This window comes from Streptomyces sp. NPDC104814 (genome assembly GCF_055583185.1).
Genome location: NZ_JBVJOL010000003.1, coordinates 12747 through 36888 on the forward strand (window position 1 = coordinate 12747; position 24142 = coordinate 36888).

Consider the following 24142-nt stretch of genomic DNA (forward strand, 5'->3'; position numbering starts at 1 on the left):
GGACTGCCCCCGGCCGGGTGACAGGGGAAATCGCCCGGTACCAGCAAGGGGGAGTTTTGCGCAGACAAGTGAAGAACGCGGGCGCGGCCGTTGTCGCCGCCGCGGCCGCGGTGGCGCTCGCCGCGGGCATGACCAGCCCGGCGGCGGCCGCCCCTGGCGAGCGGAGTGCGACCGGCGCCGCCCAGGTCCAGCCCTCTGCCCAGGTGAAGCACCGGGTCACCCTCATCACCGGTGACCGGGTCTCCGTCGACGGCAAGGGACGTGTCGTCGGCCTGGAGCGGGCGAAGGGCCGCGAGAACATACCCGTCCAGATCCGCACCGTCGGCGGGCACACCGTCGTGCTGCCCGCCGACGCGGCCCGTATGGTAGCCACCGGCGTGGTCGACCAGCGGCTGTTCGACGTCACCGAGTTGACCCGGTCGGCGACCCTGAAGGCGCAGCGGAACGGCCTGAAGGTCATCGTCGGCTACCGGGGCGCCGCCGCCACCGCCCGCGCCGAGGTACGCGAGGCCGGCACCCTGCGCCGTACCCTGACAACCCTCGACGCCGACGCCGTGCAGACCCCGCAGGCCGGCGCACCCGCTCTGTGGGACGCGGTCACCGACGGCGACCGCACCGCCTCCGGCATCGCGCACGTCTGGCTCGACGGCGTCCGCAGGGCCAGCCTCGACAAGTCGGTGCCGCAGATCGGCGCACCGGCCGCATGGGCCGCCGGATACACCGGCAAGGGCGTGAAGATCGCCGTCCTGGACACGGGCGTCGACGCCTCCCACCCCGACCTGAAGAGCCAGGTCGTCGCGGCGAAGAACTTCTCCACCGCCAAGGACGCCACCGACCACTTCGGGCACGGCACGCACGTCGCGTCCATCGCGGCCGGCACCGGTGCCAAGTCCAAGGGCACGTACAAGGGCGTCGCCCCCGGCGCGCGCATCCTCAACGGCAAGGTCCTCGACGACAACGGCCAGGGTGACGACTCAGGCATCCTCGCCGGCATGGAGTGGGCGGCCCAGCAGGGCGCCGACATCGTCAACCTCAGCCTCGGCGGCCCGGACACGCCCGACATCGATCCGCTCGAGGCCGAGGTGAACAAGTTGTCCGCCGACAAGGGCATCCTGTTCGCGATCGCCGCGGGCAACGAGGGCCCGGAGTCGATCGGTTCGCCCGGCAGCGCGGACGCCGCGCTCACCGTGGGCGCCGTCGACGGCAAGGACAAGCTCGCCGACTTCTCCTCGACCGGTCCGCGCGTCGGCGACGGCGCCATCAAGCCTGACGTGACCGCGCCTGGCGTCGACATCACCGCCGCCGCGGCCAAGGGCAGCGTCATCGACCAGGAGGTCGGCGAGAACCCGGCCGGCTATCTGACCATCTCGGGTACGTCGATGGCGACCCCGCACGTCGCGGGCGCCGCCGCGCTGCTGAAACAGGAGCACCCCGACTGGGGGTACGCCGAGCTCAAGGGCGCCCTGACCGGCTCCGCGAAGGGCGGCGCGTACACGCCGTTCCAGCAGGGCAGCGGCCGTATCGCCGTGGACCGGGCCATCAAGCAGGCCGTCGTCGCCGACCCGGTGTCGGTGAGCTTCGGCACGCAGGCCTGGCCGCACACCGACGACAAGCCGGTCACCAAGCAGCTGACGTACCGCAACCTCGGCAGGAGCGCCGTCACGCTGAAGCTGTCCGCGTCCGCCACCGACCCCAAGGGCAAGGCGGCCCCGGCCGGTTTCTTCACCCTCGGCGCGAGCAGTGTCACCGTGCCCGCGGGCGGCAGGGCCTCCGTGGACCTCACCGTGAACACCAAGCTGGGCGGCACCCTCGACGGCGCCTACTCGGCCTATGTCACCGCGAGCGGCGGCGGGCAGAGCGTGCGGACCGCCGCGGCCGTGCAGCGCGAGATCGAGTCGTACGACGTCACGGTCCGGCACATCGGCCGGGACGGCAAGGCGACCGACGGCTACCTCACCGACCTGTTCGGCTACACCGGCCTCGCCCAGGGCCGGCACTACCAGGCCCCGGTCGCCGCCTCCGGCACCACCACGGTGCGCGTGCCCAAGGGCACCTACCTGCTGGACGCGTGGCTCGCGAAGGACTTCAAGGAGTTCAAGGGCGGCATCGACTGGCTGGTGCAGCCCAAGCTGGACGTCACACGGAACCTGACGCTCACCCTGGACGCCCGTACCGCGAAGAAGGCGGACATCACCGTCCCGGACCGCGCCGCCAAGCCGCTGTCCGCGACGATCGACTACGCCTACGACGCCGCCGGCGTCTTCGCCGGGTTCAGCCAGACCTCCTTCGCCCACGTGCGGATGGCCGCGCTCGGCCCGGACGTCACCGGCCTCACCCAGACCTGGAACGGGCAGTGGACCAAGGGCGCCACGGCCGAGTACGACGTGGCCACGAGCGCCAAGGTCAAGCGGGTCCAGGGCGACAAGGTCCGCCACTTCACGGCCCGTGAACTCACCACCGTGCGGGCCGGCCTCGGCGCCTCCGCCCCGGGCAAGACCGGCGGCCTGAGCGCGCTCGGTTTCCTGCCCGACGACGTCGCCGTCGGGGCGACGGTGGCGCAGAAGCTGCCGGGCACCCGGACGCTGTACCTGTCGACCGCCGACAAGATCCAGTGGACGTTCGGCTTCGAGCAGTACGCGGGCAAGGACGCCGACGGCCTCCCGGTCGTGGACGCCGCCTACAGCCTCGGCGACCCGCAGACCCTCGCCGCGGGCAGGACGTACACGAAGACCTTCAACACCGCGGTCTTCGCGCCGCACGTCGACGCGGACTACGGCGTCTTCCGCGACGGCAACCTGCTCTACGGTGTGCTGCCGCTGTTCGCGGACGGCAGCGCGCACGCCGGGGCGTCGCTCGTCACCAAGGCGACGACGACGCTGTACCGCAACGGCACGAAGGTGGGCTCCAACCGGGACCCGCTCACCGGTGACGGCGTGTTCACGGTTCCGGCCGGCGACGCGGCCTACCGGCTGTCGACGTCGGTGAGCCGCAGCGCCAAGGTCGCGGGCGTGTCCACCCGGATCGACGCGAGCTGGACCTTCCGCTCCGCGAAGCCGGCGTCCGACCAGCAGGCCAGGCTGCCCGTCTCGACGGTCCGCTTCAACGCCGCGACCACGCTGGACAGCAAGGTCGCCGCGGGGCGCACGGCCACCTTCCCCGTCGTCGTGGAGGGCGCGGCGGCCGGCCGCAACCTGAAGTCCCTGACGGTCTGGGCGTCCTACGACGGCGGCAAGACCTGGAAGAAGGTCCAGGTGACGAAGGGCAGGGTCACCCTGAGGAACCCGGCGGCGGGTAAGTCCGTCTCCTTCCGCGCCGCGGTCAGCGACAAGAAGGGCGACACCGCGACGATCACGGTCTTCAACGCGTACTACGGCAAGTGAGCCGCGCACGCTGACCCACGTCTCACCCAACACACCGCCCGCCGGAGGGAGTTCCTCCGGCGGGCGGTGGGGTGTCGAGGGCCGCACGGAGGGCGGGTCGCGGAGGGGCAGCCGGGGTCGGCCGACGAGGGCCGGCCGAGGCGCGGCGGCCGGCCGGGGGTCAGCCGTGGCGGGTCGTCGACTCCGTGCCCGCGCGGGTCGCGTCGGTGCCCCAGCTGGCCAGCAGCCGAAGCGATTCCGCCGACGCCGAGCCCGGCTCGGCGTGATAGGTGATCAGGGACTGCTCGCTGCCGTCGGTCAGCCGGAACGACTCGAACTGCAGGGCCAGATCACCCACCAGCGGGTGGTGCAGCTGCTTCACGCCGTGGGTCTTGTCCTTCACGTCGTGCGTGGCCCACAGCCGGCGGAAGTCCTCGCTCTTCACGGACAACTCGCCGACCAGCGCGGACAGCCGCGGATCGTCCGGGTAGCAGCCGGCGTCCATGCGCAGCGCGCACACGATGTCGATCGCCTTCTGCTCCCAGTCCACGAACAGCTCCCGGTACTCCGGGCGCAGGAACACCAGCCGCGCCCAGTTCCGCTCCGCGGCCGGCAGCTCGGCCCAGTCCCCGAACAGGGCGGCGGCCATGGGGTTCCAGGCCAGGATCTCCGCGCGGCGCCCCACGACGTACGCCGGGACGCCGTCCATGACCTCCAGCAGCTGCCGCAGCGCGGGCCGTACCTGCTGCGGGCGCGCCGCGGGCTTCTTCTTGTGCCGCTTCGGCTTGGCCAGATGCGTCAGGTGCGCGTGCTCCGCGTCGGTGAGCCGCAGCGCGCGGGCGATGGAGTCCAGTACCTCCGCCGACACGTTCCGCCCGTTCCCCTGTTCCAGACGCGTGTAGTACGCCACCGACACCCCGGCCAGCTGCGCCAGCTCCTCACGGCGCAGCCCCGGCACCCTGCGGTGCCGGCCGTAGTCCGGCAGGCCCACGTCGGACGGCTTCAGCCGGGCCCGGCGGGTGCGCAGGAACTCGCTCAGCTCGGCACGGCGGTCGAGCGGGGCCCCGGCACCGCTCTCCGGCTCACCGAAGGCCTCGTCAGCCGCAGGCGCCGCCGGTTCGGGGGCGGGTTCGGGGTGTACGTCCATGCCGTCCAGTATTCCGGGTCGTACGCACCGGAGCCTGACCCCGCCAGTGGTAGGCACAGTGTGCGTACGCAAAGCCGTGGCCTGGGTGGACGACCGCGGCCGGGGCACCCTGAAAGGCGTGCCCGGCCGGAAGGCAGGCCGGGCGCGGACGTTTCTTGGCAAGGAGAACCACGGCATGACCACCCCTGTCGCCGCGTATGCCGCACCCGCCCCCAAGGCCCCGTTGGAGCGCACCACCATCGAGCGCCGCGCGGTCCGTGAGCACGACGTCCTGATCGACATCAAGTACGCCGGTATCTGCCACTCCGACATCCACCAGGCCCGCGAGGGCTGGGGCGAGGCCATCTTCCCGATGGTCCCCGGCCACGAGATCGCCGGTGTCGTCGCCGAGGTCGGTTCCGGTGTGACGAAGTACAAGGTCGGCGACCGCGTGGGCGTCGGCTGCATGGTCGACTCCTGCCGCGAGTGCGAGAACTGCAAGGCCGGCCAGGAGCAGTACTGCACCGGCAGCGGCATGATCGGCACGTACAACGCGGTCGGCAAGGACGGCGAGCCCACCTACGGCGGTTACGCGCAGAAGATCGTCGTCGACGAGGACTTCGTCGTCCGGATCCCCGACGGCCTGTCCCTCGACGTCGCCGCCCCGCTGCTGTGCGCCGGCATCACCCTGTACTCCCCGCTCAAGCACTGGGGCGCCGGACCCGGCAAGAAGGTCGCGATCCTCGGCATGGGCGGCCTCGGCCACATGGGCGTGAAGATCGCGCACGCGCTGGGCGCCGAGGTGACCGTGCTGTCGCAGTCCCTGCGCAAGAAGGACGACGGGCTGCGGCTGGGCGCGGACCACTACTACGCCACCAGCGACCCGAAGACGTTCCAGGAGCTCGCGGGCACCTTCGACCTGATCGTGTCGACGGTGTCGGCGCCGCTGGACTTCAACGCCTACCTGTCGCTGCTGAAGATCGACGGCGCCCTGGTGAACGTGGGCGCGCCGGAGGAGCCGATCTCGCTCAACCTCTTCTCGGTGATCGGCGGCCGCAAGACGCTCGCCGGTTCCATGATCGGCGGTATCGCGGAGACCCAGGAGATGCTGGACTTCTGCGCGAGGCACGGCTTCGGCGCCGAGATCGAGGTGATCCGCGCCGACCAGATCAACGAGGCGTACGAGCGGGTGCTGAGCAGCGACGTGCGGTACCGGTTCGTGATCGACACGGCGACGATCTGAGGTCTGCGGGCGTGTGAGGGCCCCGGGGCGCTGTCCGCCCCGGGGCCCTTTGCGTGCCGGGGGCGCTTCGCGTGCCGGGGCCCTCGTGCATGCCCTCGCGCGCCGGGGCCCTTGTGCCTGCCGTGACCGGTGGTCAGTGGTGGGTGCCGCCGTCGATGCGGATCTCGGTGCCGGTGATGAACTTCCCGTCCTCACTGGCCAGCATCGCGACGACCCCGGCGACCGCCTCGGGCCCGGCGAAGCCCTGGCCGAGCGCCGGGGCCAGCTTCGTGAACAGGCTCCAGTCGGTGTCCTCGGGCAGGCCCGGGCCCTGGCTCTGCTTGCTCTGGCCGGAGCCGTCGGTCATCCCGGAGGAGATGGAGCCGGGCTGCACGGCGGTGAACCGGATGCCCTGCTTGCTGTACTCGGCGGCCAGCGCGTGCGTCATGGACTGGATGCCGCCCTTGCTCGCCGCGTACGCGGCCATGTACGGGTGGGCGAACATCGCGGACGTCGAACTGAAGTTGACCACGGCCGGCGCGTCGCCCCGCAGGAGCGCGGGTATCGCCTCGCGGATCATCAGGAAGGTGCCGGTCAGGTTGACCGTGATCACCTTGGTGAAGTCGGCGAGGGACGTCTCGTGGGTGTGCGAGGAGCGCAGGATGCCGGCCGCGTTGACCAGCACGTCCAGACCGCCGAGCGCGGTGACGGCGGCGGCGACCCCCTCGCGTACGGAGTGCTCGTCGGCGATGTCGACGACCAGGGTGGTGAGCCGGTCGGCGGCGTCACCGGCCTTGGCGACGGTGTCCTTCAGACCGGCCTCGCTGACGTCGGCGGCGACCACGCGGCCGCCCTCCGCGAGCAGGCGCAGCACGGTGGCCTGGCCGATGCCGGATCCGCCACCGGTGATCAGCGCGCGGCGGCCTTCGTAGCGGTTCATGGTGTCTCCCTGGGGTGCGGGGTGGGGGCTCGGTGCGGGGGGCGCGGGGCCCTGGATGCGGGCGGTGGCCCGGTGCTTGGGGGCGTGCCGCCCACAGTGCACCGTACGCCTGCATGGCACGTTTTGCCATAAAGGCACTCCATGCCTTCTGTCACCTCCGAGGCCCCCGTACGCTTCCTGCCATGAACCAGCCCAGGACCTCGCTCACCGAGCGCCGCAAGGCCGCGACCCAGCTCGACATCGCCCGTGCGGCGGCGGAGCTGTTCGCGGAGAAGGGGCCCGACGGCACGACCGCCGAGGAGATCGCGGCCCGCGCCGGAGTCGCGCTGCGGACCTTCTACCGGTACTTCCGCAGCAAGCAGGACGCGGTCGGGCCCCTGCTCGCGGCGGGCGGCGACCGCTGGCGCACGCTGCTCGCGCAGGCGGGTCGGGGCGAGGGGGCGGGGGAGGCCGGTCTCGGTGAGGGGGAGGCTGCTCTCGGCGAGGGGGCGGCGGCGGCCGGTCGGGGCGAGGGTGCGGCGGTCACCGGTCGGGGGCGGGGGCTCGCCCAGGCGCTGGAGGAGGCCGTCGTCGCCTCCCTCACACCGGCGGACGACACGGCGGGGGAGGCCCTGCGCTGGACCCGCGGCCTGCTCCGGGCGGCCCAGGACGACCCGGCCCTGCGGTCGGTCTGGTACGACGTCAACCGCGAGTCGGAGGAGAAGCTCCTCCCCGTCCTCGCCGACTTGGCCGGACCCGAGGCGGACCCCCTGCGGCTGCGGCTGCTCGCCGCCACGGCGACCGACGCGATCCGCGTGGCCCTGGAGACCTGGTCGACGACGGACGCCGGCACGACGGGCAAGGGCGCCCCGGCGGAACTGGCGGTGCGGTGCCTGCGGGAAGTGGCCGGGGGTCTACGGCTCCTGGCGCGCTGACCAGGGCACGGAATCGCCCGGCACCCTCACGTGTTGAGGAGGGCGGGCAAGCAGACGAAATTTTGGAGGACCGCAATGGCTGCGCAGACGCAGAGGGCCGTGCTCGCGGGCGGATGTTTCTGGGGGATGCAGGACCTGATCCGCCGGCTTCCCGGCGTGACCGCGACCCGGGTCGGCTACACCGGGGGCGACGTGCCGAACGCGACGTACCGCAACCACGGCACGCACGCGGAGGCCATCGAGATCCTCTTCGACCCGGAGCAGACCGACTACCGCGCCCTGCTGGAGTTCTTCTTCCAGATCCACGACCCGAGCACCAAGAACCGCCAGGGCAACGACATCGGCCTCAGCTACCGCTCGGCGATCTACTACGTGGACGACGAGCAGAAGCGGATCGCCGAGGACACGATCGCGGACGTGGACGCCTCCGGCCTGTGGCCGGGCAAGGTCGTCACCGAGGTGGAGCCGGCCGGCCCCTTCTGGGAGGCCGAGCCGGAGCACCAGGACTACCTGGAGCGCTACCCGGACGGCTACACCTGCCACTTCCCGCGTCCGGGATGGCGCCTGCCCACCCGCGCGGAGGGCTGACCTCGACGACGGCCCGGCGGCAAAGCTGCCCGCGCGAGCACCCGCGTGCTCAGTGCGGCAGTGTCGCCGGGCTGCCGCCGTTCGCCTCGTAGCCCGCCACCGCCAGCGCCCGGTAGACCGCGAACTCCGCGGCCGGGTCCGGCGACAGCGTCCACGGCAGGGCGCCGACATGGCCGTCGACGTGCACCAGCTGGTTCATGGCCTCCGCCCAGCGCTCGGCCCGCACCAGGAAGAACACCAGCAGGTGCCGCACGTGCGCCAGCATCGGATCGTCGTGACGGGCCGCGTGCACCGCGTGCAGCGCGCCGTGGATCGCCCTGGTGACGACCTCGCTCTGGTAGAAGCCGCGGACCAGGTTCACCTCCGGCAGGTGCTCGAACACCGCGAACAGCGGCATCGCCGCCAGCAGCGAGCCTCTCGGGGCCCGCGCGGCCGCCGCCTCCGCGAACTGGTACGCCAGCTCACGCGAGCCGTGCCACTTCTCGCACCAGTAGTGCAGGGCGGCGAGGTGCGCGCCCATGTGGTTCGGCGCGCGGTCCAGGATCTTCAGCCACAGCTGCTCGAACTCCTCGCGCGCATACGCCAGACCGCGCGCCACCGACAGCTCGACGATGTACGGGACCGGGTCGCCCGGCGCGAGCAGCGCCGCCTGCCCGCAGGCCGCCTTGGCCTCCTCCATGATGATCCGGAAGTCGTCCGTGCCCGGCGTGGACGTCCGCCACGCCTGCTGCACCAGGAACTCGGCGTGCACCGCCGCGCCGCCCGCGTCCTTGGGCTGCTCGGCCCGCCACACCCGCAGCCACTGCCCGCCGGGGATCTCGCCGACCCCGCCCGGCCGCTGCTGCAGCTCCAGCGCGGCCGCGCCCGCGAACGCCTGCACCCGCTGCCAGCGCAGCTCGCCCTGCATCTCCGTGCCCGCCAGCAGCTGCGCCGCCGCCTTGTACTCCCGCGTGTGCTGCACGACGTCCAGCACGTCCAGCAGGTCCTGGTCGGCGCCGGGCATGCGGATGTCCAGCTCCTCCTCGCGCACGAAGCCGTAGTCCGCGGGGTCCGCCGCGTCCGGGTGGCCGGGCGGGACCTGCTCGATCATGCTCCGCCGGCGCCTCAGCACCGGCAGCAGCACGATGGACAGCATGGCCGCGGCCATCAGGGCCCAGAGAATCTCCATGGCTCCAGCGAACCAGACCGCGCCGACAATTGGCCAACCCGTCCGGCGGACCTGTGGAAAACTCCTCGGGCGGGCACCGGCGCCGCCTCCGGGGCGCCATTCGGCGACCGCGCGCACTACGCTCGGTGCCCATGAGCGACAGGCACATCAGTCAGCATTTCGAGACCCTCGCGATCCACGCGGGCAACACCGCGGATCCCCTCACCGGCGCGGTCGTCCCGCCGATCTACCAGGTCTCGACCTACAAGCAGGACGGCGTGGGCGGCCTGCGCGGCGGCTACGAGTACAGCCGCAGCGCCAACCCGACCCGCACCGCCCTCGAGGAGAACCTCGCCGCCCTGGAGGGCGGCCGCCGCGGCCTCGCGTTCGCGTCCGGACTGGCGGCCGAGGACTGCCTGCTGCGTACGCTGCTCAGCCCCGGCGACCACGTCGTCATCCCCAACGACGCCTACGGCGGCACCTTCCGCCTCTTCGCCAAGGTCGTCTCCCGCTGGGGCATCGAGTGGTCGGTCGCCGACACCAGCGACCCGGCCGCCGTGCGCGCCGCGATCACCCCGAAGACCAAGGTCGTATGGGTCGAGACGCCCTCCAACCCGCTGCTCGGCATCACCGACATCGCCGCCGTCGCCCAGGTCGCCCGGGACGCCGGCGCGAAGCTCGTCGTCGACAACACCTTCGCCACGCCCTACCTTCAGCAGCCGCTGTCGCTCGGCGCGGACGTCGTCGTCCACTCGCTCACCAAGTACATGGGCGGGCACTCGGACGTGGTCGGCGGCGCGCTGATCGTCAGTGACCAGGGCCTCGGTGAGGAACTGGCCTACCACCAGAACGCCATGGGCGCGGTCGCCGGGCCGTTCGACTCCTGGCTGGTGCTGCGCGGCACCAAGACCCTCGCGGTGCGCATGGACCGGCACAGCTCCAACGCGACCAAGGTCGCCGAGATGCTCACCCGGCACGCGCGCGTGACGAAGGTGCTCTACCCGGGCCTCGAGGACCACCCCGGGCACGAGATCGCCGCCAAGCAGATGAAGGCGTTCGGCGGCATGATCTCCTTCCGTGTCGAGGGCGGCGAGGAAGCGGCCGTCGAGGTCTGCAACCGCGCGAAGGTGTTCACGCTCGGCGAGTCCCTCGGCGGCGTCGAGTCGCTGATCGAGCACCCCGGCCGGATGACCCACGCCTCCGCGGCCGGCTCCGCGCTCGAGGTGCCGGGCGACCTGGTGCGCCTGTCCGTCGGCATCGAGAACGTCGACGACCTGCTGGAGGACCTGCAGCAGGCGCTCGGCTAGGACCTGCCGTTCGGACCGGACCGGCCGTGAGGTGCGGTGCCTCCCGGCCGGTCCGAGCGGAAGGACCGTGGGCATCCGAGCGGAAGGACCGTGGACGCCCGGCCGGTCCGGGCGGGAGCGGACCGCGGGCGCCCGGCCGGCCGGACCGCCCGGGTGCATTCACCAGCCGGTCAGGGGCGGCGTCGTGTCGGACGGCGGCTGCGCCCACGGCTGCACCGTCACCGCCCAGACGGTGAACGCCACGGCGGCCGCGGCCAGCAGCAGCCACATCAGCCGGCGCGCCGTCGCACGGCGGTGCAGCAGGCGCGTGCCGCGGCGCACCGCCTCCCCGTGCAGCTCCGGCGGCACCCGCACCGACGTCTGCTCCATGATCCGCCGGACCTGCGCCTCGCGCTCCGGCCGGTTCACGTCCGCCTCCCGGTCATGACGGTGCAGCCTTCGCCGCGACGGGAGCCGGGGCCGGGCCCCGCGGCGGGTGCAGCAGCGTCGTCATGGCGCGGTGGGACAGGGCCCGCACCCGGTCCACGGGGAAGCCCAGCAGCGCCGCGATCTGTTCCTCGCCGACGCCTTCGAACAGCCGCAGGACCAGGACCAGCCGCTCCTGCGGTGACAGACGGCCCAGCGGGGCGCCGGGCCGGGGCGGGGTGCGGTCGAGGAGACCGCCGTACTGGTGCCAGGCGCTGTGGGCGAAGCGGGTGGCCAGATACCGGCGGGCGCGGTCGTAGGGGTCCTCGCCGCGCAGCCGGTCCCAGCACGCGTACGTGTGCGCGAGCGCCAGCGTGAGCAGGCGCCGGGCGCGCGGGTTGTCGTCGGGCGGCTCCGCGGTCAGCAGGGTGGCGGTGTGCAGCAGCCGCCCGGCCGCCCCCGCCACGAACGCCTCGAACTCCCGGGCCCGCCGGGCACCCTGCGACGCATGCCGTTCCCGCACCGCGCCTCCCCCTGAGGGCGTCCGAAGAGAAACCGGGCCCCGGGGCCGTACCGGCGGGCACCCGGTCTCATATGAGGCCAGGCGCAGCCTTTCGGTCAAGAGCCGCGCACGACCTCGTGCGGCCGGGGTGCCCGGGGCGTTCCGGCCGTCAGGTCGCCGGGGTGGTCTCGGCCTGGGGCAGGCCCTGGCCCGCCGTGCGGGCGGAGAGGGCGCCGTTGAAACGCGTCAGGAGCGCGCAGAACGTCTCCCGCTCCTCCGGCGCCCAGTCGTGCGTCAGCTCGGCCATCAGCTGACGCCGGGAGGAGCGCACCTCCTCCAGCCGGGTCTGCCCGCGCGGGGAGAGCTGCAGGACGACCGCCCGGCCGTCCTCGGGGTGCGAGGTCCGCTTGACGAGGCCGGTGTCGACGAGCGGCGCGACCTGGCGGGTGACCGTCGAGGAGTCGATCCCCATGCTCGCCGCGAGCGCCTTGACGCCCATCGGGCCTTCCTTGTCGAGCCGGTTGAGCAGCAGATACGCCGCACGGTCCATGGAGTTGCGCACCTGCCCGACCCCGCCGAGCCGGGTCTGTTCGGCGCGGCGGGCGAACACCGCCACCTCGTGCTGGAGGGTGTCGAGAAGACCGGTGTCACCGACGGTCGTCATGTCCATCGACATTTCTGGTGTTGTGGGCATGGCCGGGGGCTCGCTTCATGAAGGGCTGCTGGGTTGGGGGACAGGGTACGCGGCCCGGCCCCCGGCCGTACCGACGCTGCGCGATCCGGGTCTCGGTGGTTGGTCACAGCCGCGCCGCGCCGGGGCGAACTGCGAGACTTGAGGGATGAACCACCGCACGGTCACCACCCTGCCGCCGGTCACCCTGGACGACGTCCGCGGGGCCCGGAAGATGCTCACCGGGGTCGCGCGCGTGACCGCGATGGAGGGCAGCCGGCGCCTGTCGCAGCTGGTGGGCGCGCCGGTGCACCTCAAGTGCGAGAACCTCCAGCGGACCGGGTCGTTCAAGCTGCGCGGCGCCTATGTACGGATCGCGGGGCTGCTGCCCGAGGAGCGGGCCGCCGGGGTGGTCGCCGCGAGCGCGGGCAACCACGCGCAGGGCGTGGCGCTCGCCTCGTCGCTGCTCGGGGTGCGCTCGACGGTGTTCATGCCGAAGGGCGCCCCCCTGCCCAAGATCAGCGCCACGGAGGACTACGGCGCCGAGGTGCGCCTGCACGGACATGTGGTCGACGAGACGCTGGCCGCCGCGCAGGAGTACGCGGAGCGGACCGGAGCGGTGTTCATCCACCCCTTCGACCACCCCGACGTCATCGCCGGCCAGGGCACGGTCGGCCTGGAGATCCTGGAGCAGTGCCCGGAGGTCCGCACCATCGTCGTCGGGATCGGCGGCGGCGGACTGGCGGCCGGGATCGCGGTCGCGGTGAAGTCGCTGCGGCCGGACGTGCGCGTCGTCGGGGTGCAGGCGGAGGGCGCCGCCGCGTATGTGCCGTCGCTGGCGGCGGGGCGGCCGGTCGTGGTCGAGCACCCGGCGACGATGGCCGACGGCATCCGGGTCGGGCGGCCCGGCGACGTGCCGTTCGCCCTCGTCGAGGAGCTGGTCGACGAGGTCCGCACGGTCAGCGAGGACGCGCTGTCCACCGCGCTGCTGCTGTGCCTGGAGCGGGCCAAGCTGGTGGTGGAGCCGGCCGGAGCCAGCCCGGTCGCGGCGCTGCTCAGCGAGCCGCACGCCTTCGAGGGCCCGGTGGTGGCGGTGCTCTCCGGCGGCAACGTCGACCCGCTGCTGATGCAGCGCATCCTGCGCCACGGGCTGTCCGCGCAGGGCCGCTACCTGGCCGTCCGGGTCCGTCTGACGGACCGGCCGGGCGCGCTCGCCGCGCTGCTCGGGGTGTTGTCGGCGGTCGACGCCAACGTCCTCGACGTGAGCCACGTCCGGACCGATCCGCGGCTCGGGCTGACGGAGGCCGAGGTCGAGCTGCACCTGGAGACCAAGGGCCCGGCGCACTGCGCCGAGGTCGGCCAGGCCCTGAGCCGGGCGGGCTACACGGTCATCGGCTGAGGCGTCCACCGGGAAGCCCGGAACCCCGGAAACGTCCACCGGGAAGCCCGGAACCCCGGAAGCCCGCGGCAGCCCGGAAACGCAGCCGAGACCGCTTGCGTCACTCGTTCGGGGAAATCCATTGAGGGACGCGATACATCGCGTTATGGTGTGAGTCACAGGGCAGGCCGTCGCCGACCGCGTCCACCCGGACCTGCCAGGCGGAACAAACCACCCGAATCTAGGCTTTCCGAAGAATCCCCCATGACGTGGAGACCCATATGCCAGGCGCCATCTATGCCGAGGGGCTGGTCAAGACCTTCGGTGACGTAAAGGCTCTGGACGGCGTCGACCTCGACGTCCCCGAGGGCACCGTCCTCGGCCTGCTCGGGCCGAACGGCGCGGGCAAGACCACCACGGTCCGCTGCCTGACGACCCTGCTGCGCCCCGACCGCGGCCGGGCCGTCGTCGCCGGTGTCGACGTGCTCAAGCACCCCAACGACGTGCGGCGCTCCATCGGCCTGTCCGGCCAGTTCGCCGCGGTCGACGAGTATCTGACCGGCCGGGAGAACCTCCGGATGGTCGGCCGGCTGTACCAGATGAAGGCCAGGGCGGCGAAGGCCCGGGCCGCCGAGCTGCTGGAGCAGTTCGACCTGGCGGACGCGGCCGACCGCCCCACCAAGACGTACTCCGGCGGCATGCGCCGCCGCCTCGACCTGGCCGCCGCGCTGGTCGTCTCCCCGCCGGTGATGTTCATGGACGAGCCGACCACCGGTCTGGACCCGCGCAACCGCCAGCTGCTGTGGGAGGTCATCAAACAGCTCGTCTCCGGCGGTACGACGCTGCTGCTGACCACCCAGTACCTGGAGGAGGCCGACCACCTCGCGCACGACATCGCGGTCGTCGACCACGGCCGCGTCATCGCCCGCGGCACTTCCGACCAGCTCAAGGCCCGCACCGGCGGCGAGCGCGTGGAGGTCGTGGTGCACGAGCGGGAGCACATACCCATCGCCACCGAGGTGCTGCGCGGCTTCGGCAAGGGCGACACCACGGTCGAGGACCACACCCGCAAGCTGACCGTGCCGGTCACGGGCGGCGCCAAGCTGCTCGCCGAGGTGATCCGCGAGCTCGACACCCGCGGCATCGAGATCGACGACATCGGCCTGCGCCGGCCCACCCTCGACGACGTCTTCCTGTCCCTGACGGGACACGTCGCCGAGAAGAAGGAAGAAGAGACGGACAAGGAGGCCGTGAAGTGAGTGCCCTCACCGACAGCGCCCGGGTGGCCCCGTCGGGCAACCCGGTCAGCCAGTCCGTCCGCGACTCACTGGTCGTCGCCCAGCGGAACCTGATCCGGATGTCCCGGATTCCCGAGATGGTGATCTACGGCCTCATCCAGCCGATCATGTTCGTGGTGCTGTTCACCTACGTCTTCGGCGGCTCCATGCAGATCGGCGGCAGCACCAGCGCCACCGACTACAAGAACTTCCTGATGGCCGGCATCTTCGCCCAGACCGTCACCTTCGCCACCGCCAGCTCCGGTGCCGGTATCGCCGACGACATGCACAAGGGGCTCATCGACCGCTTCCGTTCCCTGCCCATGGCGCGCGGCGCGGTGCTCACCGGGCGTACGCTCGCCGACCTCGTGCAGACGGCCCTGACGCTGGTCGTGCTCGCCGTGGTGGCGCTGCTGGTCGGCTGGCGCGTCGGGTCGAACGGCGACACCAACGCGGCCAAGGTCCTCGCCGCGTTCCTGCTGCTGCTCCTGCTCGGATACGCCTTCACCTGGATCGGTGCGCTGATCGGGCTGTCCGTGCGCACCCCGGAGGCGGCCACCTCCGGTGGACTGATCTGGCTCTTCCCGGTCACGTTCATCTCGAACGCCTTCGTGGACACCAGTCACATGACGCCATGGCTGCGGCACATAGCGGAGTGGAACCCGTTCAGCGCCACGGTGCAGGCCGCCCGGGTGCTGTTCGCCAACCCCGGCCAGTCGCACTCCGGTGCCTGGCCCATGCAGCACCCGGTGTGGGCGTCGCTGATCTACTCGATCCTGATCATCGTCGTCTTCCGCACCCTGGCCGTCCGCAAGTACCGCTCGGCCACGGCCTGACCCACGGCACGGCGAAGCCCCCGGCGTCGTGGACGCCGGGGGCTTCGCGGTACAGCCGGTGGGGGCGGGCCGTCAGCCGTTGTACGGCTCGGCCGTCAGGATGCGGACCGAGGCCTTCTTGCCGTTGGGCAGCTCGTACTCCGCGTCGTCGCCGACCTTGTGGCCGATCACGCCCGAGCCGAGCGGGGACTGCGGCGAGTAGGTCTCGATGTCGGAGCTGGCGTACTCGCGGGAGGCGAGCAGGAAGGTCAGCGTGTCGTCCTCGTCACCGTCGAAGGCGATCGTCACGACCATGCCCGGCGCGACCACGCCGTCGGAGGCCGGCGCCTCGCCGACCTTGGCGTTCTCGAGGAGCTGGGTCAGCTGCCGCACGCGGAGCTCCTGCTTGCCCTGCTCCTCCTTGGCCGCGTGGTACCCGCCGTTCTCACGCAGGTCGCCCTCCTCGCGCGCGGCCGCGATCTTCGCCGAGATCTCCGCGCGCGCGGGACCAGTAAGGTACTCAAGCTCAGCCTTGAGCTTGTTGTACGCCTCCTGGGTCAGCCAGGTGACGTTCTCGCTGGTCTGGGTCACAGGTGCTCCTCGTAGGTACTGGGATACAAAGCATCGCCCTACCCAGAAGAATGTTCCCTCATGGATGGGCGAAACCACGAGCCTAACAATTCAGGGGCCGCAGGGGGAGGACATAAGCCATCTAATTTGCGTCAACGCAGGTCAGGGCCTGCGTATTCCGGGTGATGGCGGACGTGTCAGCCGTATCAGGGGTGTCGCGCGTGGCCTGTGTGCCCACCGGGACACCAGGGACCGGCCGCTGCGTCAGCCGCGGTGGCAGCCGAGCAGCTCGGCCGTCGACCCGCGAGCCGTCGTACGCAGCGTGACGACCCGGTCGATACGGGTGTCCGGCCCGGTGAAGCGGAAGTCCGCGCGGCCCACCTCGGTGCCGTCCGCCGCCTGCGAGCGCAGGGTGCAGTAGCCGTCGGTGCCGGCGTCCTTGTGGACCTCCAGATGCACCTTGACCGCGTTGTCCGAGGCGTCGAAGGTGATCACCTGGGCGCTGATGCCGCTGCCGGCGACGTAGTGGTAGCCGAACCAGCCGATCACGGCGAGCAGTACGGCGCCCAGAACCGCCCCGACGATCTTCAGGGTGCGGTCGCTGCGCACGTCCGAGGAGCGGCCGTAGCGCTCCTGCGGCAGCTGTGTGCTCGCCGTACTCATGATCGTCCTCTCGGCAGGCCCTCGGCGGGACGGGCGGGGCGGAGACACGTCCGGAAACGGACGTCCGCGGGGGAGCCGGAATTATTCGCCGCCCGATTCGGTCACTATAGAAGCCGCCCGCCCGCCAGCCGACCACCGCCCCTGAACGACGTCCCCGCGGGACGACACCAGCTCACTTGCGCCCGAGGACACCGGGGGACCCCGGGGGCGCCGACCTACGAGGATCGAGTCTTGACTGACCAGCTGCGACTGATGGCCGTCCACGCCCATCCCGACGACGAGTCGAGCAAGGGCGCGGCCACCATGGCCAAGTACGTGTCCGAGGGGGTGGACGTGCTGGTGGTGACCTGCACGGGCGGGGAACGCGGCTCCATCCTCAACCCCAAGCTCCAGGGCGACACGTACATCGAGGAGAACATCCACGAGGTCCGCCGCAAGGAGATGGACGAAGCCCGCGAGATCCTCGGGGTCAAGCAGGAGTGGCTCGGCTTCGTCGACTCCGGGCTGCCGGAGGGCGACCCGCTGCCGCCGCTGCCGGAGGGCTGCTTCGCCCTGGAGGACGTCGACCACGCGGCCGGGGAACTGGTGAAGCAGATCCGCGCCTTCCGTCCCCAGGTGATCACCACCTACGACGAGAACGGCGGCTACCCGCACCCCGACCACATCATGACCCACAAGATCTCGATGGTGGCGTTCGAGGGTGCGGCGGACACGGAGAAGTACCCGGAGGACGTGTACGGCCCGGCGTACCAGCCGCTGAAGCTGTACTACAACCAGGGCTTCAACCGTCAGCGGACCGAGGCGCTGCACAAGGCGCTGCTCGACCGGGGGCTGGAGTCCCCCTACGGCGAGTGGCTCAAGCGGTGGGACGAGTCGGACCGGCCGGAGCGCACGCTGACCACGCACATTCCGTGCGCCGAGTTCTTCGAGATCCGCGACAAGGCGCTGATCGCGCACCGTACGCAGATCGATCCGGACGGCGGGTGGTTCCGGGTGCCGCTGGAGCTGCAGAAGGAGGTCTGGCCGACGGAGGAGTACGAGCTGGCGAAGTCGCTCGTCGACACCTCCCTCCCCGAGGACGACCTGTTTGCGGGCATCCGCGACAATGCCTGACATGAGCGCAAGCATGAGCCTGGCCGTGACGCACCTTCTGCCCGTCGCCGCCGACAGCTTCGACAAGGACAAGGTGACGCCGGGCATCCTCGGCTTCGTCGTCTTCGCGGCGATGGCGCTGGCGGTGTGGGCCCTGATGAAGTCCATGAGCAAGCACATGCGCAAGGTCGACTTCCAGGAGACGCCGGAGAGTGAGCCCTCGGGCGCCGAGGGCACGCCCTCCGGGAAGGTCAAGCCGCAGCAGGGCTGAGCGGGCGCTGCCGGCCGGGCCCATCACAGCCCGGCCGGGAGGGACGCTCCGGCGGCTTCGGTCAGTTCTCCGCCGGGACCCGCACGCCCATCACCTCGCGGGCGTGGCGGTTCGGGGTCATGCCCAGGCGCCAGGCCTGCCAGCCCGCCTCCAGGGTGATGCCGCGCTCCAGCAGCAGCTGGTACGCCTCCAGGTAGTCGTCCAGCTTCCCGTCCCGGCCGGGATGGCCGGCGCGGGCCAGCCGGGACAGCTCCTCCTGCGCGACCGCCGTGCCGACCTCCACCCCGCCGGGGGCCGCGTACGGCAGCAGCGTGCAGCGCAGGAAGCGTGCCCAGTCCTCGCCGCGCCGGTCGCCGTAGGAGGCGAACAGGTCGGCGGCCTCGTCGCACAGCGCCAGCGCCTGCGGGATGCGCGCGTTGCCCGCGTCCACCACCGCCAGCTCCAGACACGTCCACGCCTCGCCGTGGGCGACGCCGATGCGCTGGAAGTCGGCGCGGGCGTCCACCAGCAGCTGCCGCGCGAACCCGGAGTTGCGCAGGCTGCCGGTCTGCGCCGCCCGCTGGTCACGGGTGACCCGCGCCGAGTGGTGCCGGGCGCAGGCCAGGCCGTACACGTCCCGGATCCGGGAGAACATCGTCCGGGCCCGTTCCAGCTCGCGTACCGCGCGGTCCAGGTCGCCGGTCTCCTCCAGCGCCTGGCCCAGGTAGTACAGCGTCCACGCCTCGCCGCGGGCGTCCTCGTTCTCCCGGTGCCGTGAGGCCGCCCGGCGCAGCCCGTCCAGCGCCTCGGCGGCGTCGCCGTCGACGAGCCGGGCGCGGGCCAGCTGGGTCATCGCCCAGGCCTCTCCGCGCGCGTCACGGGTCCGGCCGTACAGCTCCAGCGCCCGGCGCAGGTCGCCCTCCGCACGCGGTACGTCGCCCCTGCGCAGCCCCAGCTGGCCGAGCTGGAAGTGGGCCCAGGCCTCGCCGTGCACGGAGCTGCCCTCGCGGTGCAGCACCAGGGAGTCCTCCAGCAGGGTCAGCGCCTCGGCGAGCCGGCCGCGGTCGCGTTCGACGGCGGCCAGCGCGTGCATCGTCCAGGCCCGGTCCGTGGCCAGGTCCGGCGCCGCCTGCATCTCAAGCGCCTCGCGCAGCTTGGCGGCGGCCTCGGTGAGGTTGCCCTGGTGGTGCAGGGTGATGCCGAGGGAGCACAGGGCGCGCGCGGCACCCGCGTCGTGGTGCGCCTCCAGGTACAGGTCGACCACGGACGTCAGCGTGGTGCGCGCCTTGTCCAGTTCACCGAGCTGACGGGCCGCGATGCCGGTGCGCCACTGCACGGAGCGGATCAGCAGGCCCTGGTCGACGCTCTGCGCCAGTTCGCTGATCTCGCCGAGCCGGTACAGGTCGCCGCGCAGCAGGCAGTAGTCGCACAGCGCGCCCAGCAAATTCAGCACCGCGCGCTGGTCGACGCCCTCGGCGTGCCGGAGGGTGGCCGTGATGAAGCTGGACTCGTCGTCCAGCCAGCGCAGCGCCTCGTCCAGCGAGGTGAAGCCGTGCGGGCTGAACCGGTCCGAGCGGGTGGAGACATTGCCGTCGACCAGCCGCAGCACCGAGTCGGCGAGGTCGGCGTAGCTGAGGATCAGCCGCTCCTGCGCCGCCGTGCGCTCGGCGGGCTCCTCCTCGTCCAGGAGGCGGGCCTGCGCGAAGGAGCGCACCAGGTCGTGCAGCCGGTAGCGGCTGCCGCGCACATGGTCGATCAGGCCCGCACGGGCGAGGGTGGTCAGATGCCGGGTGGCCTCCGCGCGGTCGGTGGAGAGCAGTGCGGCGGCCGCGGCAGCGCCGAGGGAGGCCCGGCCGGCCAGCGCCAGGCGCCGCAGCAGCCGCCGGGGCTGCTCGTCGAGATCGGTGTAGCGCAGCCACAGGGCCCGCTCGACCGGTTCGACCGGGCCGTACGCGCCGAGGTCGCCGGCCAGCTGCCGCGGCGAGCGCGGGCCGAGCGCCGAGCCGGCGACGCGCAGCGCCAGCGGCAGCGCGCCGCACAGCTGCCGGATCCGGTCCGTGGACTCGGCGTCGTACGGCCCCGAGCTGTCCTCGGCCATGGCGCCGAGCAGCTCCTCCGCGCCGGCCGCGTCGAGCGCCTCGACGGGCAGGTGGTGCACCCGGGCGTCGAGGCCGTCGGGCAGCTGGAGGGGGTGCCGGGCGGTGACCAGGACGAGGCTGTCGGAGTGCTCGGGGACGAGGGCGCGGACCTGCTCGGGGTCGCCGGCGTCGTCCAGGATCACGGTGACCGGCACCCCGGTCAGATGCCGGTGGTAGAGCTCGCCGAGCCGCTTGAGCTGCTGGTCTGGGGAGGAGCGCTCGCGGAACAGCAGCTGCTCGCGGGGCGCGCCGAGCCGGTTCAGCAGGTGCAGCAGCGCGTCCCGGGTGGGCAGCGGCGGCTCGCCCGCGCCGTCCCCGCGCAGATCGACCACGCACGCCCCGCGGAACTGGTCGCGCACATCGTGCGCGGCGCGTACGGCGAGGGTGGTGCGGCCGCTGCCGGGCACGCCGTGCAGGACGACGACGGTCGGCTTGGTCTGTGTGCCGGCCCGGGCCGCCTGCACCCACTGCCGGATCCGCGCCAGCTCCGCCCGGCGCCCGGCGAAGGGGCCGTCCGCGTCCGGGAGGTGGCCGAAGGACTGCTCCAGCGCCGTACGCCCGCGGGCGGCCGCGCTCTTGTCGGCGCCGCGCAGCTGCGGCCCTGCCTTCTTGCCGACCGGTCCGGTGGAGGCGGCCAGCACCCGCTGCTGGTCCAGAAACGGGCGGATGCCCCGTACCTCCAGCGCCGTCAGCCACTGCAGCCGCAGCTGCTCCGGGCCGCCGGGCTGGCCGGCGGCACCGGCGCGGTGGTGGGCGGCGGGCAGGTGCGCGCCGGCCGCCTTGACCACGGTCGCCGCGGCACCCACCACACCGGCGGTCACGCCCGCGCCGAGCGCGGTGCCGGCGTCGGTGCCCAGGGCCAGGTCGGCGACCCCGGCGGCGACGGCGGCGACGACCGCCACCAGCAGCGGAGTCGTGCCGCCCTGCTGGGCGTAGCGCTGTCCGAAGCCCAGCCGCCCGGCCTCGGCCTCGTCGAGGGCGCGGGTGTAGGCCGCGTACTCCTCGCCCGCCGTCTGCGCCATGGCGTCCAGCGCGGCGCGCGCCCGCCCGAGCAGCACCTGGCCGTCCGTGCGCCCTCCGGAGCGCCGTACCTCCTCCTCCACGGCCCGGGCCAGCAGCCGCTCGGCCTCCGTGCGGTGCGCGTCTCGCATGCCTCGTCCCCCTCCGACGGCAACTCCCTTGTCCATGAGTGTCCTTCGGGACGCGCTCCGATGCGAGAGGGGTGACGGTCCGTCACCGCGAGGGCGGGGCCGCCCGGCCGCCGTCGGTACCTCGATCCCGGGCCGCCGACCGCTTCCGCGCACCACGCCGTCCTGAAGCGATACGGCTCTGAAGCGATACGGCCCTGGAGCGGTACGGCCGGGAGCGCGACGCGGCACCGGACGGGCCCCGCCGGTGGCCCTGCGTTTCTCCCTGGCGGCGGAGCCCGTGCGAGAGTGGAAGGGTGAACCGACTGGCGCATGAGACCTCCCCGTATCTCCTCCAGCACGCCGACAACCCGGTCGACTGGTGGCCCTGGTCCACCGAGGCCTTCGACGAGGCGCGCAAACGGGGCGTCCCCGTGCTGCTGAGCGTCGGGTACAGCAGCTGCCACTGGTGTCACGTCATGGCGCACGAGTCGTTCGAGGACGAGGCCACCGCCGACTACCTCAACGCGCACTTCGTCAACGTCAAGGTCGACCGCGAGGAACGCCCCGACGTGGACGCCGTCTACATGGAGGCCGTGCAGGCCGCCACCGGGCACGGCGGCTGGCCGATGACCGTGTTCCTCACCCCCGACGCCGAGCCGTTCTACTTCGGCACCTACTTCCCGCCCGCGCCCCGGCACGGCATGCCGTCCTTCCTCCAGGTGCTGGAGGGCGTCCACCAGGCGTGGACCGACCGCCGGGACGAGGTCGCCGAGGTCGCCGGGAAGATCGTCCGGGACCTGTCCGCACGGGAGATCTCCTACGACGCGGTCGCCGCGCCCGGCGAGCAGGAGCTGGCGCAGGCGCTGCTCGGGCTCACCCGGGAGTACGACCCCCAGCGCGGCGGGTTCGGCGGGGCGCCGAAGTTCCCGCCGTCCATGGTGATCGAGTTCCTGCTGCGCCACCACGCGCGCACCGGCGCCGAGGGCGCGCTGCAGATGGCGCTGGACACCTGCGAGCGGATGGGTCGCGGCGGGATCTACGACCAGCTCGGCGGCGGCTTCGCGCGCTACTCCGTCGACCGGGACTGGACGGTGCCGCACTTCGAGAAGATGCTCTACGACAACGCGCTGCTGTGCCGGGTGTACGCGCATCTGTGGCGTGCGACGGGGTCCGAGCTGGCCCGCCGGGTGGCCCTGGAGACCGCCGACTTCATGGTCCGCGAACTGCGCACCGCCGAGGGCGGGTTCGCCTCCGCGCTGGACGCCGACAGCGACGACGGGACCGGCAGGCACGTCGAGGGCGCGTACTACGTGTGGACGCCGGATCAGTTGCGCGAGGTGCTCGGCGAGGACGACGCCGAACTCGCCGCGCAGTACTTCGGGGTGACCGAGGAGGGCACCTTCGAGCAGGGCTCCTCGGTGCTGCAACTCCCGCAGACGGAAGGCGTGTTCGACGCCGGCCGGATCGACGGCATCAGGCAGCGGCTGTTCGACGCCCGTGCCCAGCGGCCCGCCCCCGGCCGGGACGACAAGGTCGTCGCCGCGTGGAACGGCCTCGCGATCGCCGCGCTCGCCGAGACCGGCGCGTACTTCGACCGCCCGGACCTCGTCGACGCCGCGCTCGGCGCCGCCGACCTGCTGGTCCGGCTGCACCTGGACGAGCACGCCCGGCTCGCCCGCACCAGCAAGGACGGACGCGCCGGCGCCCACACCGGCGTACTGGAGGACTACGGCGATGTCGCCGAGGGATTCCTCGCGCTCGCGTCCGTCACCGGCGAGGGAGTGTGGCTCGACTTCGCCGGCATCCTCCTCGACCATGTGCTGGCCCGCTTCACCGACCCGGAGACCGGCTCCCTGTACGACACCGCCGCCGACGCCGAGCAGCTGATCCGCCGGCCGCAGGACCCGACGGACAACGCGACGCCCTCCGGCTGGACGGCGGCCACCGGCGCCCTGCTGAGCTACGCCGCGCACACCGGCTCCGAGCCGCACCGCGCCGCCGCCGAGAAGGCCCTCGGCGTGGTGAAGGCGCTCGGCCCGCGCGTGCCCCGCTTCATCGGCTGGGGCCTGGCCGTCGCCGAGGCCCGCCTCGACGGGCCGCGCGAGGTGGCGGTCGTCGGCGCCTCGACCGACGACGAGGCCGCCCGCACCCTGCACCGCACGGCTCTGCTCGGCACGGCCCCCGGCGCGGTCGTCGCCTACGGCACCCCCGGCAGCGACGAGTTCCCCCTCCTCGCCGACCGCCCCCTCAGGGACGGCACCCCGACGGCCTACGTCTGCCGCAACTTCACCTGCGACGCCCCGACCACCGACCCGGACACCCTCCGAGCGTCCCTCCGCGACTGAACCACCGCCGACGGGACGCGCCCGACGGCACGGGCACGGGCCCGGGTCGGCAAAGCCGCGGGCGCGCGCCTGCGCCGCGCGGGTGCGCCGCGCGGGTGCCCGCCGTCCTGCCGGCGGTGCGTCGCCCCCGTGTCGGGGGGTGTTCATCTGGGGCCCATCGGGAGGGCCCTCGGGTGTCAAGGGGTGGCGTTAGCCTCGGCGGCTGGGCGTGACGGGAGTGACCGCTGTCGCGTGCCGGGGGTTCAGGGGCTCGGGAGATCGCCCTGCCCAAGGGCGAGCTGCCGTACGCGCGGAACACGGCTCG

The 24142-nt window shown here is 72.7% G+C and carries 20 protein-coding genes; 11 read left to right on the forward strand and 9 right to left on the reverse strand.

Going from position 1 to position 24142, the window contains the following annotated elements:
- Positions 1–56 precede the first annotated feature (56 nt).
- Positions 57–3380, forward strand: a complete 3324-nt coding sequence (locus ACZ64A_RS13150; RefSeq protein ID WP_469810217.1) for a S8 family peptidase — start codon at positions 57–59, stop codon at positions 3378–3380.
- A gap of 160 nt (positions 3381–3540) precedes the next feature.
- Here ACZ64A_RS13150 and ACZ64A_RS13155 read toward each other — a convergent pair whose 3' ends face one another.
- Positions 3541–4506: a helix-turn-helix domain-containing protein gene (locus ACZ64A_RS13155; protein WP_469810218.1), complete on the reverse strand. Its 966-nt coding sequence runs from the start codon at positions 4504–4506 to the stop codon at positions 3541–3543.
- 175 nt (positions 4507–4681) lie between these two features.
- On the opposite strand from ACZ64A_RS13155, the gene ACZ64A_RS13160 reads away from it, so the two are divergent.
- A complete protein-coding gene (locus ACZ64A_RS13160) occupies positions 4682–5728 on the forward strand; it encodes an NAD(P)-dependent alcohol dehydrogenase (RefSeq protein ID WP_469810220.1) in 1047 nt (348 codons plus the stop codon).
- A gap of 133 nt (positions 5729–5861) precedes the next feature.
- Here the strand turns inward: ACZ64A_RS13160 and ACZ64A_RS13165 are convergent, their stop codons facing one another.
- Positions 5862–6647: an SDR family NAD(P)-dependent oxidoreductase gene (locus ACZ64A_RS13165; RefSeq protein ID WP_469810221.1), complete on the reverse strand. Its 786-nt coding sequence runs from the start codon at positions 6645–6647 to the stop codon at positions 5862–5864.
- A gap of 182 nt (positions 6648–6829) precedes the next feature.
- On the opposite strand from ACZ64A_RS13165, the gene ACZ64A_RS13170 reads away from it, so the two are divergent.
- Together ACZ64A_RS13170 and msrA are read left to right on the forward strand one after the other, a co-directional pair.
- Entirely contained in the window at positions 6830–7561 is a 732-nt protein-coding gene (locus tag ACZ64A_RS13170; protein ID WP_469810222.1) for a helix-turn-helix domain-containing protein, read from the forward strand.
- Between the two features lie 75 nt (positions 7562–7636).
- Positions 7637–8149, forward strand: coding sequence for a peptide-methionine (S)-S-oxide reductase MsrA (gene msrA, locus ACZ64A_RS13175; protein WP_469810224.1), 513 nt, complete (start codon positions 7637–7639; stop codon positions 8147–8149).
- Positions 8150–8198: 49 nt separating this feature from the next.
- Here msrA and ACZ64A_RS13180 read toward each other — a convergent pair whose 3' ends face one another.
- The gene (locus ACZ64A_RS13180; protein WP_469810225.1) at positions 8199–9317 is read right to left on the reverse strand and encodes a hypothetical protein; all 1119 of its coding nucleotides are present in this window, start codon (positions 9315–9317) and stop codon (positions 8199–8201) included.
- 131 nt (positions 9318–9448) lie between these two features.
- Between ACZ64A_RS13180 and ACZ64A_RS13185 the strand changes: the two genes are divergently transcribed.
- Positions 9449–10603 carry a cystathionine gamma-synthase gene (locus ACZ64A_RS13185; RefSeq protein ID WP_469810227.1) on the forward strand — a complete coding sequence of 385 codons (1155 nt, stop codon included), beginning with the start codon at positions 9449–9451 and terminating at the stop codon, positions 10601–10603.
- 159 nt (positions 10604–10762) lie between these two features.
- On the opposite strand, the gene ACZ64A_RS13190 is transcribed toward ACZ64A_RS13185, so the two are convergent.
- From ACZ64A_RS13190 to ACZ64A_RS13200, 3 genes are all read right to left on the reverse strand, one after another.
- Positions 10763–11011 carry a hypothetical protein gene (locus ACZ64A_RS13190; RefSeq protein WP_469810228.1) on the reverse strand — a complete coding sequence of 83 codons (249 nt, stop codon included), beginning with the start codon at positions 11009–11011 and terminating at the stop codon, positions 10763–10765.
- A 13-nt stretch (positions 11012–11024) separates the two neighbouring features.
- Positions 11025–11531, reverse strand: a complete 507-nt coding sequence (locus tag ACZ64A_RS13195) for a sigma factor-like helix-turn-helix DNA-binding protein (protein ID WP_469810230.1) — start codon at positions 11529–11531, stop codon at positions 11025–11027.
- A 148-nt stretch (positions 11532–11679) separates the two neighbouring features.
- Entirely contained in the window at positions 11680–12186 is a 507-nt protein-coding gene (locus ACZ64A_RS13200) for a MarR family winged helix-turn-helix transcriptional regulator (RefSeq protein ID WP_469810231.1), read from the reverse strand.
- A 163-nt stretch (positions 12187–12349) separates the two neighbouring features.
- On the opposite strand from ACZ64A_RS13200, the gene ilvA reads away from it, so the two are divergent.
- The 3 genes from ilvA (at position 12350) to ACZ64A_RS13215 (ending at position 15671) form a co-directional block, all read left to right on the forward strand.
- Positions 12350–13579 (forward strand): threonine ammonia-lyase, encoded by a 1230-nt coding sequence (gene ilvA, locus ACZ64A_RS13205; RefSeq protein ID WP_469810232.1) that lies wholly within the window; start codon positions 12350–12352, stop codon positions 13577–13579.
- A 260-nt stretch (positions 13580–13839) separates the two neighbouring features.
- Positions 13840–14817 (forward strand): ATP-binding cassette domain-containing protein, encoded by a 978-nt coding sequence (locus ACZ64A_RS13210; RefSeq protein WP_469810233.1) that lies wholly within the window; start codon positions 13840–13842, stop codon positions 14815–14817.
- Positions 14814–15671: an ABC transporter permease gene (locus tag ACZ64A_RS13215; RefSeq protein WP_469810234.1), complete on the forward strand. Its 858-nt coding sequence runs from the start codon at positions 14814–14816 to the stop codon at positions 15669–15671. Before ACZ64A_RS13210 ends, ACZ64A_RS13215 begins: the two co-directional genes overlap by 4 nt.
- Positions 15672–15743: 72 nt before the next feature.
- Here ACZ64A_RS13215 and greA read toward each other — a convergent pair whose 3' ends face one another.
- Positions 15744–16241 (reverse strand): transcription elongation factor GreA, encoded by a 498-nt coding sequence (gene greA / locus ACZ64A_RS13220; RefSeq protein ID WP_361634279.1) that lies wholly within the window; start codon positions 16239–16241, stop codon positions 15744–15746.
- Positions 16242–16484: 243 nt separating this feature from the next.
- On the reverse strand, positions 16485–16883 hold the full coding sequence (locus tag ACZ64A_RS13225; RefSeq protein WP_469810235.1) for a DUF4307 domain-containing protein: 399 nt from the start codon (positions 16881–16883) through the stop codon (positions 16485–16487).
- A 252-nt stretch (positions 16884–17135) separates the two neighbouring features.
- On the opposite strand from ACZ64A_RS13225, the gene mca reads away from it, so the two are divergent.
- Complete coding sequence (gene mca, locus ACZ64A_RS13230; RefSeq protein WP_469810808.1) at positions 17136–17996, forward strand: mycothiol conjugate amidase Mca; 861 nt, start codon at positions 17136–17138, stop codon at positions 17994–17996.
- Positions 17989–18246 (forward strand): hypothetical protein, encoded by a 258-nt coding sequence (locus ACZ64A_RS13235; RefSeq protein ID WP_469810237.1) that lies wholly within the window; start codon positions 17989–17991, stop codon positions 18244–18246. Before mca ends, ACZ64A_RS13235 begins: the two co-directional genes overlap by 8 nt.
- A 61-nt stretch (positions 18247–18307) precedes the next feature.
- On the opposite strand, the gene ACZ64A_RS13240 is transcribed toward ACZ64A_RS13235, so the two are convergent.
- Entirely contained in the window at positions 18308–21514 is a 3207-nt protein-coding gene (locus tag ACZ64A_RS13240) for a tetratricopeptide repeat protein (protein ID WP_469810239.1), read from the reverse strand.
- Positions 21515–21807: 293 nt separating this feature from the next.
- Between ACZ64A_RS13240 and ACZ64A_RS13245 the strand changes: the two genes are divergently transcribed.
- A complete protein-coding gene (locus tag ACZ64A_RS13245) occupies positions 21808–23838 on the forward strand; it encodes a thioredoxin domain-containing protein (protein ID WP_469810240.1) in 2031 nt (676 codons plus the stop codon).
- Positions 23839–24142: the final 304 nt, after the last annotated feature.